The organism is Streptomyces sp. NPDC005181, assembly GCF_040608395.1.
Taxonomy (GTDB): domain Bacteria; phylum Actinomycetota; class Actinomycetes; order Streptomycetales; family Streptomycetaceae; genus Streptomyces.
Window position 1 is genome coordinate 31,394 of the sequence record NZ_JBEXID010000039.1, and the last position, 25,048, is coordinate 56,441.

The following is a 25,048-nucleotide window of genomic DNA, read 5'->3' on the forward strand; positions in this document are numbered from 1 at the left end:
CCGCCGGATCTGACAGGATGAACGGCGTATCGAGCGTGTGAACAGCAGTGAGGAGATCGCGGTGTCTGCTATGTCGGCGGGACGGTCCGCCCTGCGGATGGGGCCCGCGGAGCTGGTGCAGGCGGCGGCCATGGCCCGTCGCTTCTACCTCGAGGGAAAGTCGAAGATCCAGATCGCCGAGGAGTTCGGCGTCAGCCGCTTCAAGGTGGCCCGGGTCCTGGAGACGGCGCTCGAGCGTGACCTCGTACGGATCGAGATCCGGGTCCCCGCAGAGCTGGACGCGGAGCGTTCCGACGCGCTGCGGGCCCGCTACGGGCTGCGGCACGCGGTCGTCGTCGAGTCTCCCGCGGAGGAGCAGGACGACGCCCCGGACCCTGAGAACCTGGGCGAGGTCGCGGCCGATCTCCTCGGCGAACTGGTGAACGAAGGCGATGTGCTGGGTCTGGCCTGGGGCCGGTCCACCATCCATATGGCGGCGGCCCTCGACCGGCTTCCGCCGTGCACGGTCGTGCAGCTCACCGGGGTGTACGACGCAGGGACCGCGGAGCGCGGTTCGGTCGAGGCGGTCCGGCGGGCCGCCCAGGTGTCCGGTGGCGAGGCCCACCCGATCTATGCGCCGATGCTGCTGCCCGACCCGGCCACGGCCGCCGCGCTGCGCCACCAGACCGGCATCGCCCGCGCCTTCGAGTACTTCGACAAGGTGACGGTCGCCGCGGTCTCCATCGGCTCCTGGGAGCCGGGTATCTCCACCGTCCACGACATGCTGACCGACGAGGAGCGGGAGCATTACGCGTCGCTCGGTGTCGCTGCCGAGATGTCCGCGCACCTCTTCGACGCGGAAGGGCGCCGGGTCGGCCGCGACCTGGGCGAGCGGTGCATCACCGTCGAGGCGGAGCGGCTGCGGCGGATCCCCGAAGTGGTGGCGATCGCGGGCGGCCAGCGCAAGGCGGCGGCGATCGGGGCGGTCCTGCGGTCCGGACTGGTCACCAGCCTGGTGACGGACACGTCGGCCGCCGAATATCTGCTGACGGAGTCCGCGGCGCCGCGGCGGCCCGCACTGGAGCGGGCCGACCCGGACGGGGACTGAGCGGGGCCGGGCGGCGTCCTGAACGGGCCGCCCGGCGACAAGCTGTGCCTCGGCCGCCGGGCGGGCTCCACGCCCCGCCGGCGGCCGAGGTGATGCGCTCCGGGGTCAGTCCTGCCGTACGCCCAGGACCGTGGCCTCCAAGTACTGCTGCGGCTCCTTGTACTGGCTGACGTCCGCCGGGTTGTAGCGCGGCGTCTGCCGTGACCAGTCCAGATTGCCGCGCATCCAGCTCCGCATCCCGTTCAGGTACGGGACGAGCATCCCGGACAGCAGCGGGTACGCCGCCACCAGCTCGGCCTCGGCCGCCAGGAAGCGCTCCGTCTCCGTGGCGATCTCCGCACAGACGTGCTCGAGCGCCTCCTGCTTGTTGTATCCGCGGTGGTGCCGGACCAGATGGACGAGGTTGTGGATCTCGCCGAGGACCTGTTCCTTCTCGTACGAGTACACGTCATTGGCCCAGCACACGACGTTGCACGAGGCTTCCAGCGCGACGATGAACCGGGGATCGTTGTGGATCGACTCGGGTGCCTCGATACCGGCCACGATCTCTATCAGGTCCATGCAGACATGTATGGCGCCGGTGTGCCGGCGCTTGGCGATGTACGTCTCCTCGGACGGCACGACACCGTCCGCCCGGTTCCCCGCCTCCCAGGTGGTGGCCGTGGTGAGGTACGTCATCAGGTGCCAGGCGAACCGGCGCAGCCAGTGCGCGGCAGCGTTCGGCGTCGTGCGTTCCCACAGGTCGGTCAGGGCGACCACGGCGGCCGGGAGCTCCTCGTCCGGCAGCGGGCCGGTGCCGGTGCCCTCGACCACGGTGCGCATCAGCGCCACCACATCGCGCACCCGGTCCGGGCTGCGGCCGAGATGGCCGTCGTCGAGCTGGTCGTCGACGAGAAACAGCCACACGAACCAGTCGGCGACGAGATCGAGATTCTCGGCGTTCGCGGTCGGATACACCATGCCGACGAACGCGCCGAAGTCGGCTTGCTCGAAGCGCTCCCTGGCTGAATCCCGGTGTACCAGACCGGTGCTGCGCGTCCAGCTGTCGAGGTGCACACGGGTGTGCGCGACGTTCGGGTTCGTCTGCTGGGGGAACGGGCAGTAGATGTCCGGCAGTTCGTTCTCCACGGGCGGGTCTGGATCCTCTCCGGTCGTACGTATGACGGAAGTTGGGGGCCGTTCCGCCTGTTCCTCGGGACCTGGTTGCGACCCGCGGGACCTGCGCGTTTGAAGCTACCTGACCCCTTGTCACCAGGTCCAGGGAAGGTGATCACGAATGGTTGAAAGCTGTTCGGGTAGTGTCTGCGGGTAAGGCAGGTTCCACTTGCCCGGAACTCCCGCACTCGGTCCTTGTAGGAACGTACGAATGCGGGAGTCATGTGCTGTGTCTTCGGGGCAGCGACCTGCGCGGTTTCGTATGAAAAAATGAGCCTTATGCGTTTTCTTGAGCCCGGCACCGGTCGCTACACAGAGTCCCCCTCGGTCCCGTACGACCTCACGTACGACGATGTCTTCATGGTTCCGGGCCGCTCAGCGGTCGGTTCCCGCCAGGGGGTCGACCTCTCCTCGCCGGACGGCAGCGGCACCACCATCCCGCTCGTCGTCGCCAATATGACGGCGATCGCGGGCCGCCGGATGGCTGAAACGATCGCACGCCGCGGCGGGCTGGTCGTCATCCCTCAGGACATCCCGATCGACGTCGTCACCGACGTCATCTCCTGGGTGAAGACGCGCCACCTCGTGCTCGACACGCCGATCGTGCTGACCCCTGGCCAGACCGTCGCCGACGCCCTGTCCCTGCTGCCGAAGCGCGCGCACGGCGCAGGCGTCGTCGTCGACGAGGAGCAGCGGCCCGTCGGTGTCGTCACCGACCACGACCTGACCGGTGTCGACCGCTTCACCCAGCTCTCCGAGGTCATGTCCAAGGACCTGGTGCTGCTCGACGCGGACATCGATCCGCGCGACGCGTTCAACAAGCTCGACGGCGCCCACCGCAAGCTCGCCCCCGCGGTCGACGCGGACGGCCGGCTCGTCGGCATCCTCACCCGCAAGGCCGCGCTCCGCGCCACCCTCTACACCCCGGCCACCGACGCCGACGGCAAACTGCGGATCGCCGCTGCCGTCGGGATCAACGGCGATGTCGCGGGCAAGGCCAAGCAGCTCCTCGACGCCGGCGTCGACACCCTCGTCGTCGACACCGCGCACGGCCACCAGGAGTCCATGATCAGTGCGGTCCGTGCGGTCCGTGCGCTCGACCCGCAGGTGCCGATCGTGGCCGGCAACATCGTTGCCGCCGAGGGCGTGCGCGACCTCATCGAGGCCGGTGCGGACATCATCAAGGTCGGTGTCGGCCCCGGTGCCATGTGCACCACCCGGATGATGACCGGTGTCGGCCGGCCCCAGTTCTCCGCGGTGCTCGAGTGCGCCGCCGAGGCGAAGAAGTACGGCAAGCACGTCTGGGCGGACGGCGGCGTCCGCCACCCGCGCGATGTCGCCATGGCGCTCGCCGCGGGCGCGTCCAACGTGATGATCGGCTCCTGGTTCGCCGGTACGTACGAGTCGCCCGGCGACCTCCAGCAGTCCGCCGACGGCCGCTACTACAAGGAGTCCTTCGGCATGGCGTCCGCGCGCGCCGTGAAGAACCGTACGTCGGACGAGTCGGCGTACGACCGGGCCCGTAAGGCGCTCTTCGAGGAGGGCATCTCCACCTCGCGGATGTTCCTGGACCCGACCCGCCCCGGCGTCGAGGACCTCATCGACTCGATCATCGCGGGCGTCCGCTCCTCCTGCACGTACGCCGGTGCGGCGTCCCTGGAGGAGTTCGCCGAGAAGGCGGTCGTCGGTGTGCAGAGTGCTGCCGGTTACGCCGAGGGCAAGCCGCTGCACGCCAGCTGGAGCTAGTCACAGGTCCCCGGCAGCGCCGGGAAACAACGAGGAAGAAGTCCGGGCCGCCGACGCGGCCCGGACTTCTTCCGTCGTTCGGGGGAGAGAGCGTCGCTCAGCAGGCTGACACGGGCACGTACGGAGCGAGCGCCTCCGTGACGGCCGCCGCCAGGCGGGCGTGGCCGGCGTCGTGAGGGTGCAGGCCGTCCGCCAGATGCTCCGGCCCGAGAACATCGCGTCCCGGCAGCACGGACAGCCGGGAGTCGCCCGCGCGGACAAGGCTCGCACCGGCCTCCTCCAGAGCCGTCCGCAGCTCGCACAGAGTGGCCCCGAGGGCATTCGGGGTGTCCTCGGCGTCCGGGCACAGGAGCGGTGAGACGAGCAGCACCGGTGTATCGGGGTGGCCCGCGCGCACCAGGGTGACGAACGCACGCACCGTCTCGTACAGCAGCGGCGCCGAGAACGGCACTCGTGACCAGCAGTTCGTACCGAACGCCAGCGTCAGTACGTCAGCCGGGAGCGCCGCGATCTGCTCGGCGACGCACAGCTCTCCGCGCGCCGACCCCGCGTACCCCAGATTGACCGGGTCCAGCGCGAGCGCCCGGCCGGCCACCGCGGGCCAGGCGTGGGCGGGGCGCGTGGACCACCAGCCCTCGGTGATCGAGTCGCCGTGCACCACCCACCGAGGCTGCGCCGGCGCGGGCAGCAGCGCGCCGCCCACCGCCCGCACCCCGAGGATCAGCGGGGACTGGCCCTGCGGCGGATAGACGGTGAACGGGCCTTCCCCGGGCGGGAGTCCGAGCACGGCGACCGCCTCCTCGGCGGGCTCCGCGAAGATCTCCGCCACGCACCGGTCGCCCTGCCAGAGTGCGAAGACGTGGGCGAGATCGTGCAGCGCGTCCGCCGGGTCCGGCACCGCGGCGCGGTAGCGGATCTCCACCGCACGCGCGCCCGGCGCCAGGAACTCCAGCCGCACGCCGATGGGCAGCAGCGCCCGCGCGCCGGTGTCCCACGGCAGCCGCGCCAGATCGGCCGGGTCGGCCCGCACCATACGCACACCGTCCCGCCAGGCCACACCGCGCAGAAAGGGGTCGGGGTCGAGCCAGGTCATCGGGTCTCCGTTCGGTAGAGGTGCGCACTTCACCCCTACCCCGCTGCGTCGCACCGACGTCCGTACGGCCCCGTCCTCCACAGCGTGTTCTACTTCGGGTGCGGCACGGTGTGCCGCCGTCCCCTGAACACCCATCGCAGAGAAGTGATCCACCTGAAGTGCGACTGAACGATCTCGACGAACGCATCGTCCACGCCCTTGCCGAGGACGCCCGCCGCTCCTACGCCGACATCGGCGCGATCATCGGCCTCTCCGCGCCCGCGGTGAAGCGCCGCGTCGACCGGTTGCGCGCCGAGGGGGCCATCACCGGCTTCACTGTCCGGGTGGACCCGGCGGCGCTCGGCTGGGAGACCGAGGGGTTCATCGAGATCTACTGCAGCCGCAACACCTCCCCGGAGGCGATCAAGAGCGGTCTGGCGCGCTATCCGGAGATCGCGTCTGCCTCCACGGTCACCGGGGAGGCCGACGCGATCGTCCAGGTCTTCGCCGCCGACATGCGGCACTTCGAGCAGGTGCTGGAGCGGATCGCGGGTGAGCCCTATGTGGAGCGCACCAAGTCGGTGCTGGTGCTGTCGCCACTGCTGCGGCGCTACTCCTCGGGGTCTCCGGGCTGATCACACAGGCGGGCGTCGGCTCTCTTCGGCACGTCCTGCGGGGCCCAGGACGTGCGCCTGGGCAGGTGGTCCTCGGCGAGACCGATATCACCCCTCTGACCTGCAACGACACTCCACGCAACGAATCACCGTCGCACCGGTGGATTGCGCAATGGATCGACGGTCGACGCGCAACGCTCGCGCCTTGTCCGGCCGGAATCCCGGCCCGTACCGTCTATACGTCCCCGCTCAGCCCGCACAGCCCGAGGTCAGCCATGCCGCCGTTGCGCACCGCCCTGCTCCAGAGCTCCGGACGTCCGGGCTCGGTGGCCGAGAACATCAAGGTGCTCGACGAGGCCGCCGGCCGTGCGGCAGCGGCCGGGGCCCGGCTGCTGGTCTGCCCCGAACTGTTCCTCACCGGGTACGCCATCGGCGACGACGTGCCCCGGCTGGCCGAGCCCGCCGACGGCGCGTCCGCGCGGACCGTCGCCGACATCGCCGTACGGCACGGGCTCGCGGTCCTGTACGGCTACCCGGAGCGAGCGGGCGAGCTGATCTTCAATGCGGCGCAGCTGATCGGCCCGGACGGCACCCGGCTCGCCAACTACCGCAAGACCCACCTCTTCGGCTGCTTCGAGCAGCAGTGGTTCACCCCAGGCGAGCAGCCCGTCGTCCAGGCCGAGCTGGACGGCGTACGCATCGGGATCATGATCTGCTACGACGTCGAGTTCCCGGAGAACGTCCGGGCGCACGCCCTCGCCGCCACCGATCTGCTGCTGGTGCCGACCGCGCAGATGCACCCGTTCCAGTTCGTCGCCGAGTCCGTCGTACCGGTCCGCGCCTTCGAGAGCCAGATGTATGTCGCGTACGTCAACAGGACCGGCCCGGAAGGCGAGTTCGAGTTCGTCGGGCTGAGCTGCCTGGCCGGCCCCGACGGCACCGTCCGCACCCGCGCCGGACGCGGCGAGGAGCTTGTCGTCGGCGACGTCGACCCGGAGTTCCTGAGCGCGTCCCGCGCCGCCAACCCGTATCTGCACGACCGCCGCCCCGGTCTGTACGGCTCCCTGGTCTGAGCCCGCACCCTCTCGCTTCCGCTTTCCCGTGCAAGGAGTCCGTACCCCATGACGTCCACGGTGCCCAACGCCGTCCAGCACACCGACGCGCAGCCGCCGATCACCATGTTCGGGCCGGACTTCCCCTACGCGTACGACGACTTCCTGGACCACCCCGCGGGGCTCGGCCAGATACCGGCGACCGAGCACGGCACCGAGGTCGCCGTCATCGGCGGCGGTCTCTCCGGCATCGTGGCCGCGTACGAACTGATGAAGATGGGCCTCAAGCCCGTCGTCTACGAGGCGGACCAGATCGGCGGGCGGCTGCGTACTGTCGGCTTCGACGGCTGCGACCCCTCGCTGACCGCCGAGATGGGCGCGATGCGCTTCCCGCCGTCGTCCACGGCGCTGCAGCACTACATCGACCTGGTGGGCCTGCGGACCGAGCCTTTCCCCAACCCGCTGTCCCCCGCCACCCCGTCGACCGTCGTCGACCTCAAGGGTGAGTCGCACTACGCGGAGACCATCGCCGATCTGCCGCAGGTCTACCGCGATGTGATGGACGCCTGGAACGCCTGCCTGGAGGAGGGTGCCGACTTCTCCGACATGAACCGGGCGATGCGCGAGCGCGACGTCCCGCGCATCCGGGAGATCTGGGCGAAGCTCGTCGAGAAGCTCGACAACCAGACCTTCTACGGTTTCCTCTGCGCCTCCGACGCCTTCAAGTCGTTCCGGCACCGCGAGATCTTCGGCCAGGTCGGCTTCGGTACCGGCGGCTGGGACACCGACTTCCCCAACTCCATCCTGGAGATCCTGCGGGTCGTCTACACCGAGGCCGACGACCACCACCGCGGCATCGTCGGCGGCAGCCAGCAGCTCCCGCTGCGCCTCTGGGAGCGCGAGCCGCAGAAGATCGTGCACTGGCCGCTCGGCACGTCGCTGTCCTCGCTGCACGACGGCGAGCCGCGCCCCGCCGTGACCCGGCTGCACCGCACCGCCGGGAACCGGATCACCGTCACCGACGCGACCGGCGACATCCGTACCTTCCGGGCGGCGATCTTCACCGGCCAGTCCTGGCTGCTGCTCTCCAAGATCGACTGCGACGACGCGCTGTTCCCCATCGACCACTGGACGGCGATGGAGCGCACCCACTACATGGAGTCGTCCAAGCTGTTCGTCCCCGTCGACCGGCCGTTCTGGCTGGACAAGGCCGTCGACGGCAGGGGGGTTCCCACCGGCCGGGACGTCATGTCGATGACGCTCACCGACCGGATGACCCGGGGCACCTACCTCCTCGACGACGGGCCCGACAAGCCGGCCGTCATCTGCCTCTCGTACACCTGGTGCGACGACAGCCTGAAGTGGCTGCCGCTCTCCCCGAACGAGCGTATGGAGGTCATGCTGAAGTCGCTCGGCGAGATCTACCCGAACGTCGACATCAGGAAGCACATCATCGGCAACCCGGTGACGGTCTCCTGGGAGAACGAGCCCTACTTCATGGGCGCGTTCAAGGCCAACCTGCCGGGCCACTACCGGTATCAGCGGCGGCTGTTCACCCACTTCATGCAGGACCGGCTGCCCGACGACAAGCGCGGACTCTTCCTCGCGGGCGACGACATCTCCTGGACGGCCGGATGGGCCGAGGGCGCTGTACAGACCGCGCTCAACGCCGTCTGGGGTGTGATGACCCAGTTCGGCGGCGCCACGGATGCGACGAACCCCGGCCCCGGTGATGTCTTCGACGACATCGCCCCGGTCGAACTCCCGGAGGACTGACCGGCGTTACGCGGGCCGGCAGACGCTGCGCAGCCGGCCCGCGGCCGGCTCCGGCACCGGACACTGCGACAGATGGTCCACCGGCTGCGCCACACATCGCCGTGCGGTCGCCTTCGCAAGGGTGCGCGGTCAGCGGCACGGAGTGAGCAGACAGCGCCCCACCAGACCCGCCCCCGCGTCCATCCGCTGCCGGAACTCCTCGGCGAGCCCCGGGAGATCACGCAGCCGCCACAGCACCCGGGCCGCCGACCACGCCGCCTCGCGGGCCCGCTCCAGACTCCATGACCCCAGCAGGTGGGTCAGCGGATCCGCGACCTCCAGCAGATCGGGTCCCGGCATCAGATCCTCCCGGATCTGCTCCTCCAGCATTGCGAGGAGATCGCCCACCTGGTCGAACTCCTCCTGCAGGTCCGGCGGAGCGCAGTGGAGCGTGCGGCAGGTGTCCACGACGGCGAGCGCCAGATCGTGGCCGATGTGCGCGTTGATCCCCGCCATCGCGAACTGCAGCGGCCGTACGCCGGGATGGTGCCGGTACTGGAACAGCGGGCGCCAGCAGTCGGGCGGCCGGTGCCCCGCCGTCGCTGCGTCGACGGCCGCGAGATAGCGCTCCGCGAACTGCACGTCCAGGGCGGCCGCGGCCGCCCGGTCCGGGAACGCACCTTCGGTGATCTGCCGGTCGATGGCCTCGGTCACCGTCAGATAGACCCGGTTGAAGACCGCCACTCCGTCCACCGGTGGCCAGGAGGACTGAAAGTCACGCATCCGCCCGAGCACCGAGGTGACATCGGGCGGCGCGGTAGCAGGACCGGCCCGGTCCGCGAACTGCTCCATCTGCTTGAACTGCGCCATGGGGGCAGCGTCCCAGCCGCGGGCCCGCCATGGCGCCGACGGGCCGCGGGTTCATCGGAACGGGGGAACGGCGGCAGAGCCATCGGTGCCCCGAAGGCCGGCCCCCGGGGTGCTTCGGACAGGTGAGCGCGGCGGTCCGCAGTCAGGCGGAGGGTGCGACCTGCCCGTACACGGCGAGGCCGGCTGCGTAGGCGTTGATCGCGTCGGTCAGGCAGACCTCGCCGGTGCGGTGCTCGTACCGGCGTTCCGTCTGCCGGCGCGGCTCGTCGACGATGCCGGGGGGTCACGAGTTCCCGCACGGTGTGCTCGATCACCGGCTTGTCACCGACCGGGCAGCATCTCCTCCGGCGTCGCCTTCGTGAGCGGGAGGAGGCGTGAGCCGAGGCCCGCAGCGGGGATGACTGCCCGGCGGATGGTGCTGGACATGGCTGCCTCCCTGAAGGGCTACGGCGTGGGCGGCTTGGTGTCGTCGTACGTGGATGTGCCCGCGTCCAGCAGCGGCTCCTGCGGCTTCAGATGGGCCGGGGCGAAGGCCCGCAGTACGTGGTAGCCGGTGATCACGACGATGGTGCCGAGCGCGATCCCGCTCAGCTCGAAGTCGTCGGTGATCTTCAGGCTGACCCCGCCGACGCCGATGATGATGCCCGCGGCGGCCGGAACCAGATTCAGCGGGTTGCGGAGGTCGACGTTGCCGCTCATCCAGATCTGGGCACCCAGCAGGCCGATCATGCCGTACAGGATCACGGTGATGCCGCCGAGGACCCCGCCGGGGATCGCGGCGACGACCGCGCCGAACTTGGGGCAGAGCCCGAACAGCAGGGCGAAGCAGGCAGCGGCCCAGTACGCGGCGGTGGAGTAGACACGGGTCGCGGCCATGACGCCGATGTTCTCGGAGTATGTGGTGTTCGGCGGGCCGCCCACGGCGGTGGAGAGCATGGAGGCTGCGCCGTCCGCCGCGATGGCGGTGCCGAGCTTGTCGTCGAGCGAGTCACCGGTCATCTCCCCGACGGCCTTGACGTGCCCCGCGTTCTCCGCGATCAGCGCGATCACCACCGGCAGGGCGACCAGAATCGCCGACCACTCGAAGCTCGGGGCGTGGAAGGACGGCAGTCCGATCCAGTCGGCCTTGGAGACGCCCGACAGGTCGAGCCGCCAGTGGTCGACCGCCTCGGCGCCGCCCGCCGGTGAATGGATCTTGCCGAAGACCCGGTCCAGGACGCAGGACAGCACATAGCCGAAGACCAGACCGAGGAAGATGGCGATGCGCGAGAAGAATCCGCGCAGACACACCACTGCCATTCCGGTGAAGAGCATGACCAGCAGCGCGGTCCACTGGTCCTGCGGCCAGTACGTCGACGCGGTGACCGGCGCCAGGTTGAAGCCGATGAGCATGACGACGGCGCCGGTGACCACGGGCGGCATCGCGGCGTGGATGATCCGGGCGCCGAAGCGCTGCACCGCGAGACCCGCGAGGAAGAGCGCCACGCCGACGACGAAGACCGCCCCGGTGACGACGGCACTGTCCCCGCCGCCGGCCCGGATCGTCGCGGCCACGCCCACGAAGGAGAGCGAACAGCCGAGATAGCTGGGCACCCGGCCGCGCGTGGCCAGCAGGAAGATGGCCGTCGCGACACCGGACATCATGATCGCGAGGTTCGGGTCCAGCCCCATGAGCACCGGGGCGACGAACGAGGCGCCGAACATCGCGACCACGTGCTGGGCTCCGAGCCCGAACGTACGGGGCCAGGAGAGCCGCTCGTCGGGCCGGACCACGGCCCCCGGTGCGGGGGTCTTTCCGTCGCCGTGCAAGGTCCAGCGCACGCCGAGGCCGCCCATGGTCGCTCCCTGTGTGTGTCCGTGTGTGGGTCCGTGCGGTGCCCGGTGCCGTGTTCGTACGGCCCGGCGCCACCGCGGAGAAGATCAGCGCCATCGTAATGCGGGAGCGGCGTTGACTCGTGTCCGGGTTCCATCGCGCGAGCCCCGTCGGAAGGTCTCATCCATGAATCGCGCGCGAAGCATTGTCACTCCGAACAGGCGGCTCTACGCTCACACGGTCTTGCTCGTGAACATCATTCAGATATCTGATTCATGAGGGGAGTGCTCGATGAGCGAAAGACCTCGTCGGCGTCTCGGAGCCCTGTTCGCCACTGCCGTCGCCCTGACCGCCGTCCTGGTGCCGGCCGCCTCCTCCGCGGCCGCCACGGCCCACGGCCACCGCCCGCCGCCGCGGGTGCCGAGGACCGTGGTCATCGACGGCCACCGCATTCAGCAGACGAAGCTCCGGCTCGACCACGGCGACCCGGCCCTGCGCGCGGCCGTCGACGCGCTGACCGTGAAGGCGGACGGCTGGCTGGACCAGGGCCCCTGGACGGTCGTCGACAAGCCGAAGCCCGCACCGAGCGGAGACCCGCACGACTACCTGAGCCAGGCCCCGTACTGGTGGCCCTCCCAGCCGAAGACCGCGGAGAACCCGTGGCGCTGCCCGTACGTCCAGCGCGACGGCGAACGCAACCCCGAGGTCGACACCGGCACCGACCGCCCCGACATCGGCAAGGTCTTCAATTCGGTCACCGCTCTCAGCCTCGCCTGGTACTACACGGGCCGGAAGCAGTACGCCGAGCACGCCTCCGACATCCTGCGCACCTGGTTCCTCGACCCGGCGACCAGGATGAACCCGAACCTCGACCACGGGCAGTTCATCCCCTGCAAGTACGACGGCCGGGCCATCGGCATCATCGATTTCTCCCAGCAGTACACCTCGGTCCTGGACGCCATCGCCCTCCTCGACATTGGTGCGCCCGGCTGGTCGAAGAGCGACCGGACCGGAATGCGGGCCTGGAACACCTCGTTCCTGGACTGGCTGGTCAACTCGGACTTCGGCAAGCAGGAATCGGCCGCGCAGAACAACCACGGCACCTTCCAGGACATGCAGATCGCCGGACTCGCCCTCGCCACCGGCGACAAGGGCCTCGCCCGCAAGGTCGTCCTGGACGCGCGTGCGCTGCGGATCGACCCGCAGATCGCCGCCGACGGCACCCAGCCGCAGGAGCTGGCGCGCACCCGCAGCTGGCACTACTCGACCTTCGACCTGGTCGCCTACACGCGGCTCGCCGCAATCGGCAAGCAGGTCGGTGTGGACCTGTGGGCGTACGAAGGGCCGCAGGGGCAGAGCCTGTTCAAGGCGGTCGACTATCTGCTGCCTGCCGCGACCGGGGCGGCCCCCTGGCCGCACCCCGAGCTGGAGTTCTACCGGTACGCGGCCAGTGACATCGTGCACGCTGCCGCCGACGCCGGTGACCGGCAGGCCCAGGCCGCCGTACCGCAGCTGGAGACGCCGCCCGGCGGCGACCTCTGGGCGCTGCGGCCCGCAGCCGAACAGCTCGACTCGATCGCCGGCTGAACGCCGGCGGGCGGGGCCCCACCGGGAGCCCCGCCCGCCGGACAGCCGTTCAGGCCCGGGGCTCGGCCGGCGCGCCGGCCGTCTTCGCCACATCCGGCGCGCCGACCGCCTTCGCCGTGACCTGGCGGTCGCCTGCGCGCAGCACCCCGGCCCCCAGCACCAGCCCGAACGCCAACACGGTCACCAGGCCGAACGACACGACCAGCGAGGTCGCCTCAGCCAGTGAACCGATCGCCGACGGGGCGATCAGCCCCGAGGTGTACGTGATCGTGGCGACGCCCGCGATCGCCTGGCTCGGGTTCGGCCCGCTGCGCCCCGCCGCCGCGAACGCGAGCGGGACGACCACGGCGACACCGAGGCCCAGCAGCCCGAAACCGCACATCGCCGGGACCGCGCCCGGCGCGACGACCACCAGCACACCGCCGACGGTCGCCAGCACCCCGCCCACCCGCACGGTCCTGACCGCGCCGAACCGGTCGACGACCTTGTCCCCGGCGATCCGGGCCACCGCCATCGTCAGTGCGAACGCCGTTGTGGACGCGGCCGCGAGCCCGGCGGAACTGTCCATGATGTCCCGGAGATAGACCGCCGACCAGTCCAGGCTGGCGCCCTCGGCGAACACCGCGCAGAACCCCACCGCGCCGATGACCAGCGCCGACCTGGGCGGCAGGGTGAACCGCGGCGGTGGCTCCTCGTCCGGCTCGCTGCGCAGATCCAGTACGCCCTGGCAGGCGATCAGGCCGATCATGGTGAGCACAAGAGCGGCGAGTACGTGGTGCAGCCGGGCGTCGGCGCCGACATGGGCGGCCACGGTGCCCGCCGCCGAACCGATCAGGGCGCCCACGCTCCACATGCCGTGCAGCCCGGACATGATCGACTTGTCGAGGCGGTTCTCCACCTCGACGCCGAGGGCGTTCATGGCCACGTCCGACATGCCGGCCGACGCCCCGAACACGAACAGTGCCGCGCACAGCGTCAGCAGGTTCGGCGCCAGCGCGGGCAGTACCAGCGCAAGCGTCCACAGCGCCAGCAGTCCGCGCAGGGCGCTTCTGGCGCCGAAGCGATGACTGATCGCACTGGCCAGCGGCATGGCGAGCGAGGCGCCGATTGCCGGGAAGGCCAGGGCGATGCCCAGCTGCCCCGCACTGGCCCCGGCATGGTCCTGGATCCAGGGCACGCGGGTGGCGAAGCTGCCGGTCACCGCGCCGTGCACGGTGAAGACCGCGGCGACGGCGAACCTGGCCCGCCTCACCTGCTCCGTACCGAAGGCCGTCGCTGTGGATTCCGTCGTCATGCCGCCGTGCCCTCCCCTGGGAATTCTCTGTCGCGGTCGACCCCCGCGCCTGTCGTCACGGTACGGAGAGTAAACTATCAGGAACCCTGCCTGATAAATAGGTCGTCAAGGTCTCTCCCCGTGCGGCAGTGATCTGGAAGGATCCCGGCATGCCCGCATCACCGAGCACCGCCCGGGCCATCAACGACCGGCTCGCCCTTCGACTGCTCCAGGAGGACGGCCCGCTGACGGCCACCCAGCTCAAGACCCTGACCGGACTCTCCCGCCCCACCGTCGCCGATCTGGTGGAGCGGTTGCAGGGGGCCGGTCTGATCCAGGTCGTCGGCGAGAGCGGCGCCGAGCGCCGCGGCCCCAACGCCCGGCTGTACGGGATCGTCGCCGACCGCGCGCACCTCGCCGCCCTCGACGTACGCACCGACAGCGTCGCCGTCGTCGTCGCCGATCTCCTCGGCGTCACGCTCGCCGAGGCCACCCTGCCGATCGGCAGCGACACCGGCACCGAGGCCGCCGCCGAACAGGCCGCAGCACTGCTGGAGGGCACTGCACGCGAGGCGGGCGCCGCACGGCTGCACAGTGTCGGCATCGGCGCCCCCGGCCTGATCGACCCGGTCACCGGCGAGCTCCGCGACACCACCGGCCTGCCCGCCTGGCACCGCCGCCTGGTCCGGGTGCTCCAGCAGCGGCTGCCCGCGAACGTGCTCGTCGAGAACGAGACCAACCTGGCCGCCGTCGCCGAACACCGCCTCGGCGCGGCCCGGGACCGCGACACCTTCGTCCTGCTGTGGCTCGGCCACGGCATCGGCGCCGCCGTCATGCTGGACGGCAGGCTGCGCCGCGGAGCCTCCGGCGGTGCGGGTGAGATCGGCTTCCTGCCCGTGCCGGGCACGGTGGGGATACCCTCCGCGGTCAACTGCGACGGCGGGTTCCACTCCCTGGTGGGCGCGGCGCCGGTCTGTGAACTGGCCCTGGCGCACGGCATCGACGTGCGTACGCGGATGGGTTCCGGGGAGCAGGAGCCGGCCGCCGCGTTCGCCGTACGGGCCGCCCTGGCCGGAGAAGGGGAGAGCGAGGCATTCCTGTCCGCCCTCGCCGACCGCCTCGCGGTGGGTGCCGCCGCCGTCGCTTCGGTCATCGACCCCGGCTGCGTGGTCCTCGCCGGTGAGGTCGGTCACGCGGGCGGCGAAGCGCTGGCGTCCCGGGTCGAGAAGCGGCTGGCCATGATGTCTCCGCTGCGGACGGAGGTCAGGGCGGGCCTGCTGGGCGGCTCCGCGGTGCTCCGCGGCGCGCTGCTCGCCGCCCGCGATGCGGCTCAGGACGAGCTGTTCACGCCGGGCGGCTGAAGCGGCCCGCAAGGCGCTCGGGGAGTGCGGTTCACACCGGGCGGGTGTCGGCGCTGCCCGAGCGGACCCGGACGGCTGCTCACCCCGGGTGGCGCTTGAAGCGCTCCGCGAGGAACTCCCCCAACCTGGCCTTCCCGACGGCCCGTTGGGGTGTCAGATGCTCGCCCCGCCGGTAGCCGGCATACGCTTTCCCCGCCAGCGGTACGGGCACCAGCGGCCGCCGCTTCCCGGTCGCCCGGAGATGGGCCCGGGCCAGCTCCGGCAGCTCGCGGACCTCGGGCCCGCCCATCTCCGCCACCAGCCCCGACGGACCGTGCACTGCCAACTCGGCCTTCCGGTCCGCGACTTCACCGGTGTCGATGGACTGCACCCGCACCCCGGCGGGCAGCGGCATCACGGGCAGCCGGGTCGCTGCGGAGAGGATGCGCAGGACCAGGTCGTGGAACTGGGTGGTCCGCAGGATCGTCCAGCCGAGCCCCGACTCCTCGACCATCTGCTCGACCTGCCGCTTGACCCGGTAGTAGCCGAGCGGCAGCCGGTCCACACCGACAGCGTCGTCCCCGTGCTGTTGGTGATCTTCAGCTGGGGGCTGATCGGGTAGTTGGAGTCACCGAGCGGGAACTGGTCGAAGGACACGTCGATGTCGAGTGCCTGGGCCGGCAGATCGATGGTGGACCGCTTCGCGCCGTACGGAGCAGCCGACTTGAACGCGTCGTACATCGTCGTGGTGGGCGTGGAGCCCTGCTCGTACTGCCCCGGGTGGCTCTCGCGCGGGTGGGGGACAGCACTTGTCGTTCCTCCTGGGGAGGTCGGCAGAACACAACTGGCATGGGGTGGGTCGCGTCGTGGCCACGGGCGTGCGCACACCGCGGGCCGTTCCTCGGAGGTGACGCAGAGATTGAAAGGACTAGACCAGTGAGTCAATAGGTCTGGACCATTAATGCCAGGGCGTCCGGATGCGGCCCAGGCCGGAGCCCTGCGGACATCCGCGAACCGGCTCGTGCGTCTGTCCGCGTGTCCGCCCGCGAGCTCGGAGCCAGCCCCACGCGAGCCTGCCCTCGAGCCCGTCTGTGAGCCACTCCACACCTTTCGCCCGTATGGCCCATGGGCAGGCGTGGCACACTGATCGTGTAACAGCAGCAGCAGCGCACTCCGGGGTCGGTGCAATTCCGAACCGGCGGTTATAGTCCGCGACCCGTCCGCATCCAGCGGCCGGTTGACCAGGTGAGATTCCTGGACCGACGGTTAAAGTCCGGATGGGAGGCAGTGCGCGGCGGGCCGTTACAGGTACGCCGCCGTCGGCGGATGCGTTTCCGGTCTCCGGAACTCCCGCGTCCGTGCCCTCGGTTTCGGCGCCCCTGTTGCGTTCCGTTTCATCTGTCGTCATCGACAGGCCCCGGAGTCCGTGCCCGAAGAGGCAGGAGGACCCGGTGGACACCACAGCCGACAGTGCCGCCATGCGCCGAGCGATCGCGCTCGCCGCCCGCGGACTCGGCTCCACCAGCCCCAACCCGGTCGTCGGGTGCGTGATCATCGACGCCGAGGGACGCCCGGCCGGTGAAGGCTTCCACCAGCGCGCCGGCGGGCCGCACGCCGAGATCCACGCGTTGCGCGCAGCAGGTGAGAAGGCCCGCGGCGGCACCGCGTACGTCACTCTTGAGCCCTGTAACCACACCGGTCGCACCGGCCCCTGCGCCCAGGCGCTGATCGAGGCCGGCGTCAGCCGAGTCGTGTACGCGGTCGCCGACCCGAACCTGCAGGCCACCGGAGGTGCGGACACCCTCCGCGCCGCCGGGATCAAGGCCGAACAAGGGCTCCTCGCCGACGAGGCCGAGGCAGGCAACGCCGCGTGGCTGACCTCGGTGCGGCTCGGCCGTCCGTACGTCCTGTGGAAGTACGCCGCGACGCTCGACGGTCGGATCGCCGCCGCCGACGCCACCAGCCGCTGGATCACCTCTCCCGAGTCGCGCGCCGACGTCCACCGGCTGCGCGCGGAGGCCGACGCCGTCGTGGTCGGCTCCGGCACCGCCCGTATCGACGACCCCCAGCTCGGTGTACGAGGCATTGAAGGTGCCGTACAGCCGCTGCGCGTGGTCGTCGACACCGGCGCCACCGCGGTGCGCCCCGGAGCCCGCGTCCTCGACGACACGGCGCCCACCCTGGTTGCGGTCGCCGAGAACGCCGACACCGGCCATCTCCCCGAGGAGACCGTCCTGCGGCTGCCGCGTTCCGCCACCGGCCCCGGCGTGGACATTCACGCCCTGCTCGCCGCCCTGCACACGCGCGGCGTCCGCTCCGTACTTCTCGAAGGCGGCCCGACCCTGGCCGGGGCCTTCGTCGCGGCGGGAGCGGTCGACAAGGTCGTCGGCTATCTCGCCCCCGTGCTCCTCGGTGCCGGCCCCGCGGCCCTCGCCGACGCCGGAATCTCCACCATCGCCCAGGCGTTGCGTCTCCACGTGACCGAGACCGTACGTATCGGCCCCGATCTGCGCATCACCGCCGTCCCCGGCCCTGCCCGGAAGGGAAACTGAGTGTTCACCGGAATTGTCGAAGAACTGGGTGAGGTCACCGCCGTCGAGAAGCTCGGCGACGCCTCCCGATTCCGCCTGCGCGGTCCCGTAGTCACCGAAGGCGCCAAGCACGGCGACTCCATCGCCGTCAACGGCGTCTGCCTCACCGTCGTCGACCTCGGCGACGGCGAGTTCACCGCCGATGTGATGGCCGAGACCCTGAACCGGTCCAGTCTCGGCGCACTGGAGCCCGGCTCCCGGGTCAACCTGGAGCGCCCCATGGCGGTCGGCGGCAGGCTCGGCGGACACATCGTCCAGGGGCATGTCGACGGCACGGGCCGCATCGTCGAGCGCAAGATCTCCGAGAACTGGGAGATCGTGAAGATCTCCCTCCCGCCGGAGCTGACCCGGTACGTGGTGGAGAAGGGCTCGATCACCGTCGACGGCGTGAGCCTGACCGTCGTCGACGCCGGACCCGACTACTTCACCCTCAGCCTCATCCCCACCACCCTCGCCCTGACCACGCTCGGCATCAAGGAGCCCGGCGACCCGGTCAACCTCGAGGTGGACGTCATCGCGAAGTACGTCGAGCGGCTGCTGGGCGACCGGGACCGGAAGGACACGAAGTGAGCGCCGTCGGCTGGCTCAACTCGGAGGCCTTCACCCATTTCGGCCAGCACATCAAGTGGTCCGACATGATCGGCAACACGGTCGGTCTGGTCGCCCTTGCGCTCGGCTGGCGACGCTCGATATGGACCTGGCCCGCCCAGCTGGTCTCCGGCGTGATCCTGCTGGCCGCCTTCGCCTTCTCCGGCTTCGTCTACGTCATTTACGGCGCCCTCGTCCTGTGGGGCATGCGCGACTGGTGGCTGCGTACGCGGACACCCGCTCTGGAAGGAGCCACGGCATGACTGCCCAGCCCACCTGGTTGCACCGGGAACACGACAGCGTCCTCGAGGACCTCTCCCTCGACCCAGTCGAGCAGGCGATCCGCGACGTCGCGGCCGGACGCCCCGTCGTCGTCGTCGACGACGAGGACCGGGAGAACGAGGGCGACCTCGTCATCGCGGCCGAGATGGCCACGCCCGAGATCGTCGCCTTCATGATGAGCGAATGCCGCGGCCTGATCTGCGCGCCGATGGAGAACGACGAACTGGAGCGGCTCGAACTGCCGCAGATGGTCGCCCACAACACCGAGTCGATGCGCACGGCGTTCACCGTCTCGGTCGACGCCTCCGCGGCGCACGGTGTGACCACCGGCATCTCCGCCGCCGACCGCGCCACCACGCTCCGGATGCTGGCGGGCGGTCAGGCGGGCCCCGCCGACTTCGTGCGCCCCGGCCACATCTTCCCGCTCCGCGCCCGGTCCGGCGGTGTGCTCGTCCGCAACGGCCACACCGAGGCCGCCGTCGACCTGGCCCGGCTCGCCGGCCTGCGGCCCGCCGGTGCGATCGTCGAGATCGCCGGCGAGGACGGGGTGATGCTGCGCCTGCCCGAACTGGTGCCGTTCGCCCGCAAGCACGGCCTCACGATCATCTCGATCGAGGACCTGATCGCCTACCGCCGCTCCTCCGAGCCGACCGTCCGGCGCGAGGCGGAGGTCCGGCTGCCGACATCGTTCGGCGAGTTCACCGCGTACGGCTACCGTTCCACGGTCGACGGCGTCGAGCATGTCGCGCTCGTCCACGGCGACCTCGGCGAGGGCGACGACATTCTCGTCCGGGTCCACTCCGAGTGCCTGACCGGCGACATCTTCCAGTCCCAGCGCTGCGACTGCGGCCCCCAGCTGCACGCGGCCATGGGGCGCATCACCGATGAGGGCCGAGGCGTCGTGGTCTATCTGCGCGGCCACGAGGGCCGCGGCATCGGCCTGCTCTCCAAGCTGCGGGCGTACGAACTCCAGGAGCGCGGTGTCGACACCCTCGACGCCAACCTGGAGCTCGGCCTGCCCGCCGACGCCCGGGACTACGGGGCAGGCGCCCAGATCCTCAAGGATCTCGGCGTCCACGGCGTCCGGCTGATGACCAACAACCCCGACAAGACTGCCGCGCTCCTGCGGCACGGCCTCGCGATCACCGGTCGCGAGCCGATGCCCGTCCAGGCCGGCGAGCACAACCTGCGGTACCTGCGCACCAAGCGGGACCGCATGGGACACGACCTGCCCTGGCTCGACGCCGCCTCGGTGTCGACCTGCGGCAACCAGTAACGATCACGGAAACGAGCGGTAGGAGAGACATGAGCGGCAAGGGCGCACCCGAACTGTCCGTACGCAACTGCGGTGACCTGCGAGTGGCGGTTGTCGCCGCCCAGTGGCATGAGAAGGTCATGGACGGCCTCGTCGACGGCGCACTGCGCGCCCTGCACGACCTCGGCATCGACGAGCCGACCCTGCTCCGGGTCCCGGGCAGCTTCGAGCTCCCGGTCGTCGCCAAGGTGCTGGCCGGCCGCGGCTACGACGCGATCGTCGCCCTCGGCGTCATCATCCGCGGAGGCACGCCCCACTTCGAGTACGTGTCGCACGGCGTCACCAACGGCCTCACCCAGGTCGCCGTCGACACCGGGGTCCCGGTGGGCTTCGGCGTACTGACGTGCGACACCGAGGAGCAGGCGCTCGACCGGGCCGGGCTCGAAGGGTCCAATGAGGACAAGGGACACGAAGCGGTCACCGCGGCCGTCGCCACCGCTGCCACGCTGCGCACCGTCAGCGAGCCCTGGCGCTGAGCGACGGGGTGGCACCCCGTACCCTAAGAACCATCATGGCGAACAAAACCTTCGAAGAGCTCTTCGCCGAGCTGCAGCTCAAGGCCGCCAACGGCGACCCCTCCACCTCCCGCACCGCCGAGCTGGTGGACAAGGGAGTCCATGCCATCGGCAAGAAGGTCGTCGAGGAGGCTGCCGAAGTCTGGATGGCAGCCGAGCACGAGAGCAAGGACGCCGCCGCCGAGGAGATCTCGCAGCTGCTGTACCACGTCCAGGTGATGATGGTCGCCCGCGGAATCTCCCTCGACGACGTCTACGCTCACCTCTGAGCACGACCTTCGCACACCCTTACGTCCGCACAAGACTCCCTTCTCGCAAAGGAAACCTGACCTCATGCTGCGCATCGCCGTCCCCAACAAGGGTTCACTCTCCGGGCCTGCGATGGCGATGCTCCATGAGGCCGGTTACCAGCAGCGCAAGGAGTCGAAGGAACTCGTCCTCGTCGACCCCGAGAACGAGGTCGAGTTCTTCTACCTGCGCCCGCGCGACATCGCGATCTACGTCAGCTCCGGCCGCCTCGACATCGGCATCACCGGCCGCGACCTGCTGCTGGACTCCGGGGCCGATGCCGAGGAGATCCTCCAGCTCGGTTTCGCCCGCTCCACCTTCCGTTACGCCACCAAGCCCGGCACGGCCCACGGCCCGCAGGACTTCGACGGCATGACGATCGCCACCTCCTACGAGGGCATTGTCGCCAAGCACCTCGCCGATGTGGGCGTCACCGCCTCCGTCGTCCACCTCGACGGCGCGGTCGAGACCGCCATCGAGCTCGGGGTCGCCCAGGTCATCGCCGATGTGGTGGAGACCGGCACCAGCATGCGCAACGCCGGACTCGAAGTGATCGGCGAGCCGATCATGAAGTCCGAGGCCGTCGTGATCCGCCGTACGGGTGCCCCCCAGGACGACCCCAAGGTGCAGCAGTTCCTCCGTCGCCTGCAGGGCGTCCTGGTCGCCCGCAGCTACGTGATGATGGACTACGACTGCCGCGTCGAGCACCTGGAGCGCGCGGTGGCCCTCACCCCAGGCCTGGAGTCGCCGACCATCTCCCCGCTGCACCACGAGGGCTGGGTCGCCGTCCGGTCCATGGTCGCTGCCAAGGAGGCCCAGCGGATCATGGACGACCTGTACGAGCTGGGCGCCCGCGCCATCCTCACGACGGCCATCCACGCCTGCCGCCTCTGACGGCCGGACAGCCAGCCACCCACCGGAAGACAGAAGAACACCATGTCCGCCTCCGCGCCCCGGCCCGAACTGCCCACTCTCCCGGTCACCTTCCGGCCGACCCGTACCCGGGTGGTCCTGCTGACCGTGGGAGCGGCGATTTTCGTCGTCATCACCGTCATCGCGATGAGCCTGGAGCAGCTGAGCCCGGGGGAGCGGGTCAGCTTCATCTTCACCGCGCTGCTCTTCTTCGCCGTCCTGGCGCTGCTCAGCCGCCCCAAGGTCGTCGCCGACGACCACGGGGTGACCGTGGTCAATCTCACCCGCACCCGACGGCTGTCCTGGGCGGAGATCATCCGCGTCAACCTGCGCGTCGGCGACCCGTGGGTCTTCCTCGACCTCAGCGACGGGACCAGCATGCCCGCCCTCGGTATCCAGCCCGGAATCGGCAAGGCACAGGCCATTCGCGACGCCGGTACGCTCCGCGCCCTCGCCGAGAATCACGGCACGGGTACGGACAACGGCTGAGCCCCCTGCCCCGTACCGCCACTTCTTGATTACTCTGGAGGGCGGTGGCGCCCGTTGCGCCCCGCCCCGCACCAAGGGTCCTCGAGGCCGGCGGGGCTTTCCTTCGACCCAAGGAGTGACTCCCTCCAGCAATGGACGGATCGTCCGGTAGTATCTGCGCCGCCCCTTCCCAGGAGGCGGCGGCATGACCACCCCCTTGCTGCTTCTCGGCGCGGCATTCCTTCTCATCCTCGCCAACGGTTTCTTCGTGGCAGCCGAGTTCGGGCTTGTCACGGTGGATCGGCCGGACGCCGAGCGCGCCGCCGCCGAGGGCGACCTGCGGGCCCGTACCGTCGTCGACGCCCTGCGCGAGCTCTCCTTCCAGCTCTCCGGCACCCAGCTCGGCATCACCATCACCTCATTGGTCGTCGGCATGCTCGCCGAACCGGCCCTCGCCCAGCTGCTGGCCGGGCCCCTCACCGCGACCGGACTCCCCGACGGGGCTGTACCCGGTGTCAGTGTGGTCATCGGGATGCTGGTCGCCTCCGCCGTCCAGATGGTGGTCGGCGAGCTCGTACCGAAGAACTGGGCGGTTTCCCGGCCGCTTCAGGTCGCCCGGTTCGTGGCAGGTCCCCAACACCGTTTCGCCAGTGCGCTGCGGCCGGTGATCACCCTGCTGAACACCGTCGCCAACCGGCTGGTGCGACTGCTCGGCGTCGAACCCACCGACGAGCTGGCCTCCGCCCGCACCCCCGGCGAGCTGGTCTCCCTGGCCCGGCACTCCGCCGAGGCCGGCACGCTCGAACAGGACACCGCGGATCTCTTCGTACGGACTTTGTCGCTGGCCGGACTCACCGCACAGCACGTCATGACCCCGCGCGTGAAGGTCAGCGCTCTGCAGTCGACCGCGAGTGCGGCGGACGTCCTCAACCTCACCCGCGCCACCGGCCTCTCCCGTTTCCCGGTCTACCGGGACCGGATCGACGAGGTCGTCGGCATGATTCACCTCAAGGACGCGCTCGCCGTACCCGCCCAGGACCGGCTGCGCACCCCGGCGGGGCGGATCGCCGTACCGCCGCTCCTCGTCCCCGAGACGCTCCCCGTCGAACAACTGCTCCAGCGCCTGCGCAATGAGCAGCCGATCGCTGTCGTGGTCGACGAGTACGGCGGCACCGCCGGTGTCGTCACGCTCGAGGACATCATCGAGGAACTGGTCGGCGAGGTCAGGGACGAGCACGACGCGGAAGGCGCCGACCGGCCCGAACTGGCCGTCGCCGCCCCGGAGGACGGCCGCCCGGCCTGGGACGCCGAAGGCAGCTGCCGGGTCCTCACCCTGCGCAGGATAGGCCTTGACGTGCCGGAAGGACCGTACGAGACCGTGGCCGGACTGGTCGCCGATCTGCTGGGACGGATCCCCGCCCCCGGCGACCGGGCCGAACTGCCGGGCTGGCGGATCTCGGTCCGTCAGGTCGGTCACTACCGCGCCGAACAGGTCCGCTTCGTACGCATCGCCGATGTGCCCGAAACGGCCGACGAACCGTCGGCGGAACGCGGTGTCCTGGAGGCCGCACGATGAGCGTCGTCCAGTTGCTCTTCGCCGGGCTCCTCGTGCTGGCGAACGGACTCTTCGTGGGTGCCGAGTTCGCACTCGTCTCCGTACGCCGCAGCCAGATCGAACCCCTCGCGGCGGGTGGTTCCGGCAGAGCGCGCCAGGTGCTGTACGGCCTGGAGAACCTGCCGCAGATGATGGCCGCCGCACAGTTCGGCATCACCGTCTGCTCACTGACCCTCGGCGCCGTCGCCGAACCGACCGTCGCCCATCTGCTGGAGCCGGTCTTCCATGCGGCGCACCTGCCCGAGGGCCTCGTCCACCCGCTCGGCTATGTCCTCGCGCTCGTCTTCGTGGTGTTCCTCCACCTCGTCATCGGCGAGATGGTCCCGAAGAACCTGGCCATGGCGGCCCCGGAGAAGACCTCGATGTGGCTCAGCCCCGGCCTGGTCGGCTTCGCCCGGCTCTGCCGCCCGGTCACCTCGGCACTGGGCGCCTGCGCCCGGCTGGTGCTCCGGCTGTTCCGTGTCGAACCCAAGGACGAGGTCGAGGCAGTCTTCACCAGCGAGCAGCTCAACCGTCTCGTCGAGGACTCCGGACAGGCCGGACTACTGGAACCCGAGGCGCAGGAGCGGCTGGAGGACGCGCTGGAGCTGGGCAGCAGGCCGGTCACCGATGTGCTGCTCGACCGCTCCTCCCTGGTGACGGTGGATCCCTCGGTCACCCCGCACCGGATCGAGGAGCTGACCGTACGGACCGGCTACTCGCGCTTCCCCGTCTGCGCGGAGGGCGGCGGCCCGTTCATGGGCTACCTCCACGTCAAGGACGTCCTCGACCTGGAGGACGGCGAACGGGCCGTTCCGCAGCACGTCTGGCGCCCGATGGCAACGCTCCGGGCGGAACTCCCCCTGGACGACGCCCTGACGGTGATGCGCCGTGCGGCCACCCACCTCGCCCAGGTCGCCGACGCGTCGGGCCGGGTGCTGGGCCTGGTCGCGATGGAGGACGTCCTGGAAATGTTGGTGGGCGAGGTACGCGACCCGGCGCACCGGGTCTCGGTACCCCGCCGGACGGTGGAGGTGGCAACAGCGGGCCCCGGCGCGGACGAACTCCACCCACTGGCGGCACGAACCTGACAATGAGGCCCGGTCTCATCGCCGGACGGGCGCCGCATCC

22 protein-coding genes, 2 pseudogenes and 1 riboswitch are annotated in these 25,048 nt (G+C 70.4%); of the genes and pseudogenes, 17 read left to right on the forward strand and 7 right to left on the reverse strand.

The window, feature by feature from the left end:
• The first annotated feature begins 70 nt into the window (after positions 1–70).
• A complete protein-coding gene (locus ABZV38_RS23765) occupies positions 71–1,087 on the forward strand; it encodes a sugar-binding domain-containing protein (RefSeq protein WP_356330030.1) in 1,017 nt (338 codons plus the stop codon).
• Between the two features lie 105 nt (positions 1,088–1,192).
• Here the strand turns inward: ABZV38_RS23765 and ABZV38_RS23770 are convergent, their stop codons facing one another.
• Entirely contained in the window at positions 1,193–2,215 is a 1,023-nt protein-coding gene (locus tag ABZV38_RS23770) for a terpene cyclase (RefSeq protein WP_356329978.1), read from the reverse strand.
• A 306-nt stretch (positions 2,216–2,521) separates the two neighbouring features.
• Here ABZV38_RS23770 and ABZV38_RS23775 point away from each other — a divergent pair, with 306 nt between their 5' ends.
• Positions 2,522–3,988 (forward strand): GuaB1 family IMP dehydrogenase-related protein, encoded by a 1,467-nt coding sequence (locus ABZV38_RS23775; RefSeq protein ID WP_356329980.1) that lies wholly within the window; start codon positions 2,522–2,524, stop codon positions 3,986–3,988.
• 97 nt (positions 3,989–4,085) lie between these two features.
• Here ABZV38_RS23775 and ABZV38_RS23780 read toward each other — a convergent pair whose 3' ends face one another.
• Positions 4,086–5,081 (reverse strand): GDSL-type esterase/lipase family protein, encoded by a 996-nt coding sequence (locus ABZV38_RS23780; protein ID WP_356329982.1) that lies wholly within the window; start codon positions 5,079–5,081, stop codon positions 4,086–4,088.
• A gap of 158 nt (positions 5,082–5,239) precedes the next feature.
• Here ABZV38_RS23780 and ABZV38_RS23785 point away from each other — a divergent pair, with 158 nt between their 5' ends.
• The 3 genes from ABZV38_RS23785 (at position 5,240) to ABZV38_RS23795 (ending at position 8,502) form a co-directional block, all read left to right on the forward strand.
• A complete protein-coding gene (locus tag ABZV38_RS23785; protein ID WP_356329984.1) occupies positions 5,240–5,695 on the forward strand; it encodes an Lrp/AsnC family transcriptional regulator in 456 nt (151 codons plus the stop codon).
• A gap of 254 nt (positions 5,696–5,949) precedes the next feature.
• Positions 5,950–6,747 (forward strand): carbon-nitrogen hydrolase family protein, encoded by a 798-nt coding sequence (locus ABZV38_RS23790; RefSeq protein WP_356329986.1) that lies wholly within the window; start codon positions 5,950–5,952, stop codon positions 6,745–6,747.
• Positions 6,748–6,795: 48 nt separating this feature from the next.
• Complete coding sequence (locus tag ABZV38_RS23795; RefSeq protein WP_356329987.1) at positions 6,796–8,502, forward strand: NAD(P)/FAD-dependent oxidoreductase; 1,707 nt, start codon at positions 6,796–6,798, stop codon at positions 8,500–8,502.
• A 129-nt stretch (positions 8,503–8,631) separates the two neighbouring features.
• Here the strand turns inward: ABZV38_RS23795 and ABZV38_RS23800 are convergent, their stop codons facing one another.
• The 3 genes and pseudogenes from ABZV38_RS23800 to ABZV38_RS23810 all read right to left on the reverse strand — a co-directional run bounded on the left by ABZV38_RS23800 (position 8,632) and on the right by ABZV38_RS23810 (position 11,187).
• Entirely contained in the window at positions 8,632–9,333 is a 702-nt protein-coding gene (locus tag ABZV38_RS23800; protein ID WP_356330032.1) for a DUF5995 family protein, read from the reverse strand.
• Positions 9,334–9,635: 302 nt separating this feature from the next.
• Positions 9,636–9,777: pseudogene (locus ABZV38_RS23805) on the reverse strand (sugar phosphate nucleotidyltransferase); the annotation flags it as partial.
• A gap of 18 nt (positions 9,778–9,795) precedes the next feature.
• Positions 9,796–11,187 (reverse strand): solute carrier family 23 protein, encoded by a 1,392-nt coding sequence (locus ABZV38_RS23810; protein WP_356329989.1) that lies wholly within the window; start codon positions 11,185–11,187, stop codon positions 9,796–9,798.
• Positions 11,188–11,455: 268 nt separating this feature from the next.
• Between ABZV38_RS23810 and ABZV38_RS23815 the strand changes: the two genes are divergently transcribed.
• Positions 11,456–12,751 carry an alginate lyase family protein gene (locus tag ABZV38_RS23815; RefSeq protein ID WP_356329991.1) on the forward strand — a complete coding sequence of 432 codons (1,296 nt, stop codon included), beginning with the start codon at positions 11,456–11,458 and terminating at the stop codon, positions 12,749–12,751.
• 49 nt (positions 12,752–12,800) lie between these two features.
• Here the strand turns inward: ABZV38_RS23815 and ABZV38_RS23820 are convergent, their stop codons facing one another.
• Positions 12,801–14,045 (reverse strand): MFS transporter, encoded by a 1,245-nt coding sequence (locus tag ABZV38_RS23820; protein ID WP_356329993.1) that lies wholly within the window; start codon positions 14,043–14,045, stop codon positions 12,801–12,803.
• Positions 14,046–14,194: 149 nt separating this feature from the next.
• Between ABZV38_RS23820 and ABZV38_RS23825 the strand changes: the two genes are divergently transcribed.
• A complete protein-coding gene (locus tag ABZV38_RS23825; RefSeq protein WP_356329995.1) occupies positions 14,195–15,385 on the forward strand; it encodes an ROK family transcriptional regulator in 1,191 nt (396 codons plus the stop codon).
• Positions 15,386–15,836: 451 nt separating this feature from the next.
• Here ABZV38_RS23825 and ABZV38_RS23830 read toward each other — a convergent pair.
• Positions 15,837–16,141 (reverse strand): annotated as a pseudogene (locus ABZV38_RS23830) (chitinase C-terminal domain-containing protein); the annotation flags it as partial.
• Between the two features lie 387 nt (positions 16,142–16,528).
• Positions 16,529–16,659: riboswitch (FMN riboswitch) on the forward strand.
• Positions 16,660–16,815: 156 nt separating this feature from the next.
• Here ABZV38_RS23830 and ribD point away from each other — a divergent pair.
• From ribD to ABZV38_RS23880, 10 genes are all read left to right on the forward strand, one after another.
• The gene (gene ribD / locus ABZV38_RS23835) at positions 16,816–17,916 is read left to right on the forward strand and encodes a bifunctional diaminohydroxyphosphoribosylaminopyrimidine deaminase/5-amino-6-(5-phosphoribosylamino)uracil reductase RibD (protein WP_356329997.1); all 1,101 of its coding nucleotides are present in this window, start codon (positions 16,816–16,818) and stop codon (positions 17,914–17,916) included.
• On the forward strand, positions 17,917–18,525 hold the full coding sequence (locus ABZV38_RS23840) for a riboflavin synthase (RefSeq protein ID WP_356329998.1): 609 nt from the start codon (positions 17,917–17,919) through the stop codon (positions 18,523–18,525).
• On the forward strand, positions 18,522–18,806 hold the full coding sequence (locus tag ABZV38_RS23845) for a hypothetical protein (protein ID WP_356330000.1): 285 nt from the start codon (positions 18,522–18,524) through the stop codon (positions 18,804–18,806). Before ABZV38_RS23840 ends, ABZV38_RS23845 begins: the two co-directional genes overlap by 4 nt.
• On the forward strand, positions 18,803–20,101 hold the full coding sequence (locus ABZV38_RS23850) for a bifunctional 3,4-dihydroxy-2-butanone-4-phosphate synthase/GTP cyclohydrolase II (protein ID WP_356330002.1): 1,299 nt from the start codon (positions 18,803–18,805) through the stop codon (positions 20,099–20,101). Before ABZV38_RS23845 ends, ABZV38_RS23850 begins: the two co-directional genes overlap by 4 nt.
• A gap of 29 nt (positions 20,102–20,130) precedes the next feature.
• A complete protein-coding gene (ribH, locus tag ABZV38_RS23855) occupies positions 20,131–20,616 on the forward strand; it encodes a 6,7-dimethyl-8-ribityllumazine synthase (RefSeq protein WP_356330004.1) in 486 nt (161 codons plus the stop codon).
• A 35-nt stretch (positions 20,617–20,651) separates the two neighbouring features.
• Entirely contained in the window at positions 20,652–20,924 is a 273-nt protein-coding gene (locus ABZV38_RS23860) for a phosphoribosyl-ATP diphosphatase (protein WP_018524273.1), read from the forward strand.
• Positions 20,925–20,988: 64 nt separating this feature from the next.
• Positions 20,989–21,837 (forward strand): ATP phosphoribosyltransferase, encoded by an 849-nt coding sequence (gene hisG / locus ABZV38_RS23865; RefSeq protein ID WP_356330006.1) that lies wholly within the window; start codon positions 20,989–20,991, stop codon positions 21,835–21,837.
• Between the two features lie 42 nt (positions 21,838–21,879).
• The gene (locus tag ABZV38_RS23870) at positions 21,880–22,344 is read left to right on the forward strand and encodes a PH domain-containing protein (protein ID WP_356330007.1); all 465 of its coding nucleotides are present in this window, start codon (positions 21,880–21,882) and stop codon (positions 22,342–22,344) included.
• Between the two features lie 184 nt (positions 22,345–22,528).
• A complete protein-coding gene (locus ABZV38_RS23875) occupies positions 22,529–23,899 on the forward strand; it encodes a hemolysin family protein (RefSeq protein ID WP_356330009.1) in 1,371 nt (456 codons plus the stop codon).
• Complete coding sequence (locus ABZV38_RS23880; RefSeq protein WP_356330011.1) at positions 23,896–25,008, forward strand: hemolysin family protein; 1,113 nt, start codon at positions 23,896–23,898, stop codon at positions 25,006–25,008. The genes ABZV38_RS23875 and ABZV38_RS23880 overlap by 4 nt, the downstream gene beginning before the upstream one ends.
• The last annotated feature ends 40 nt before the right edge of the window (positions 25,009–25,048 follow it).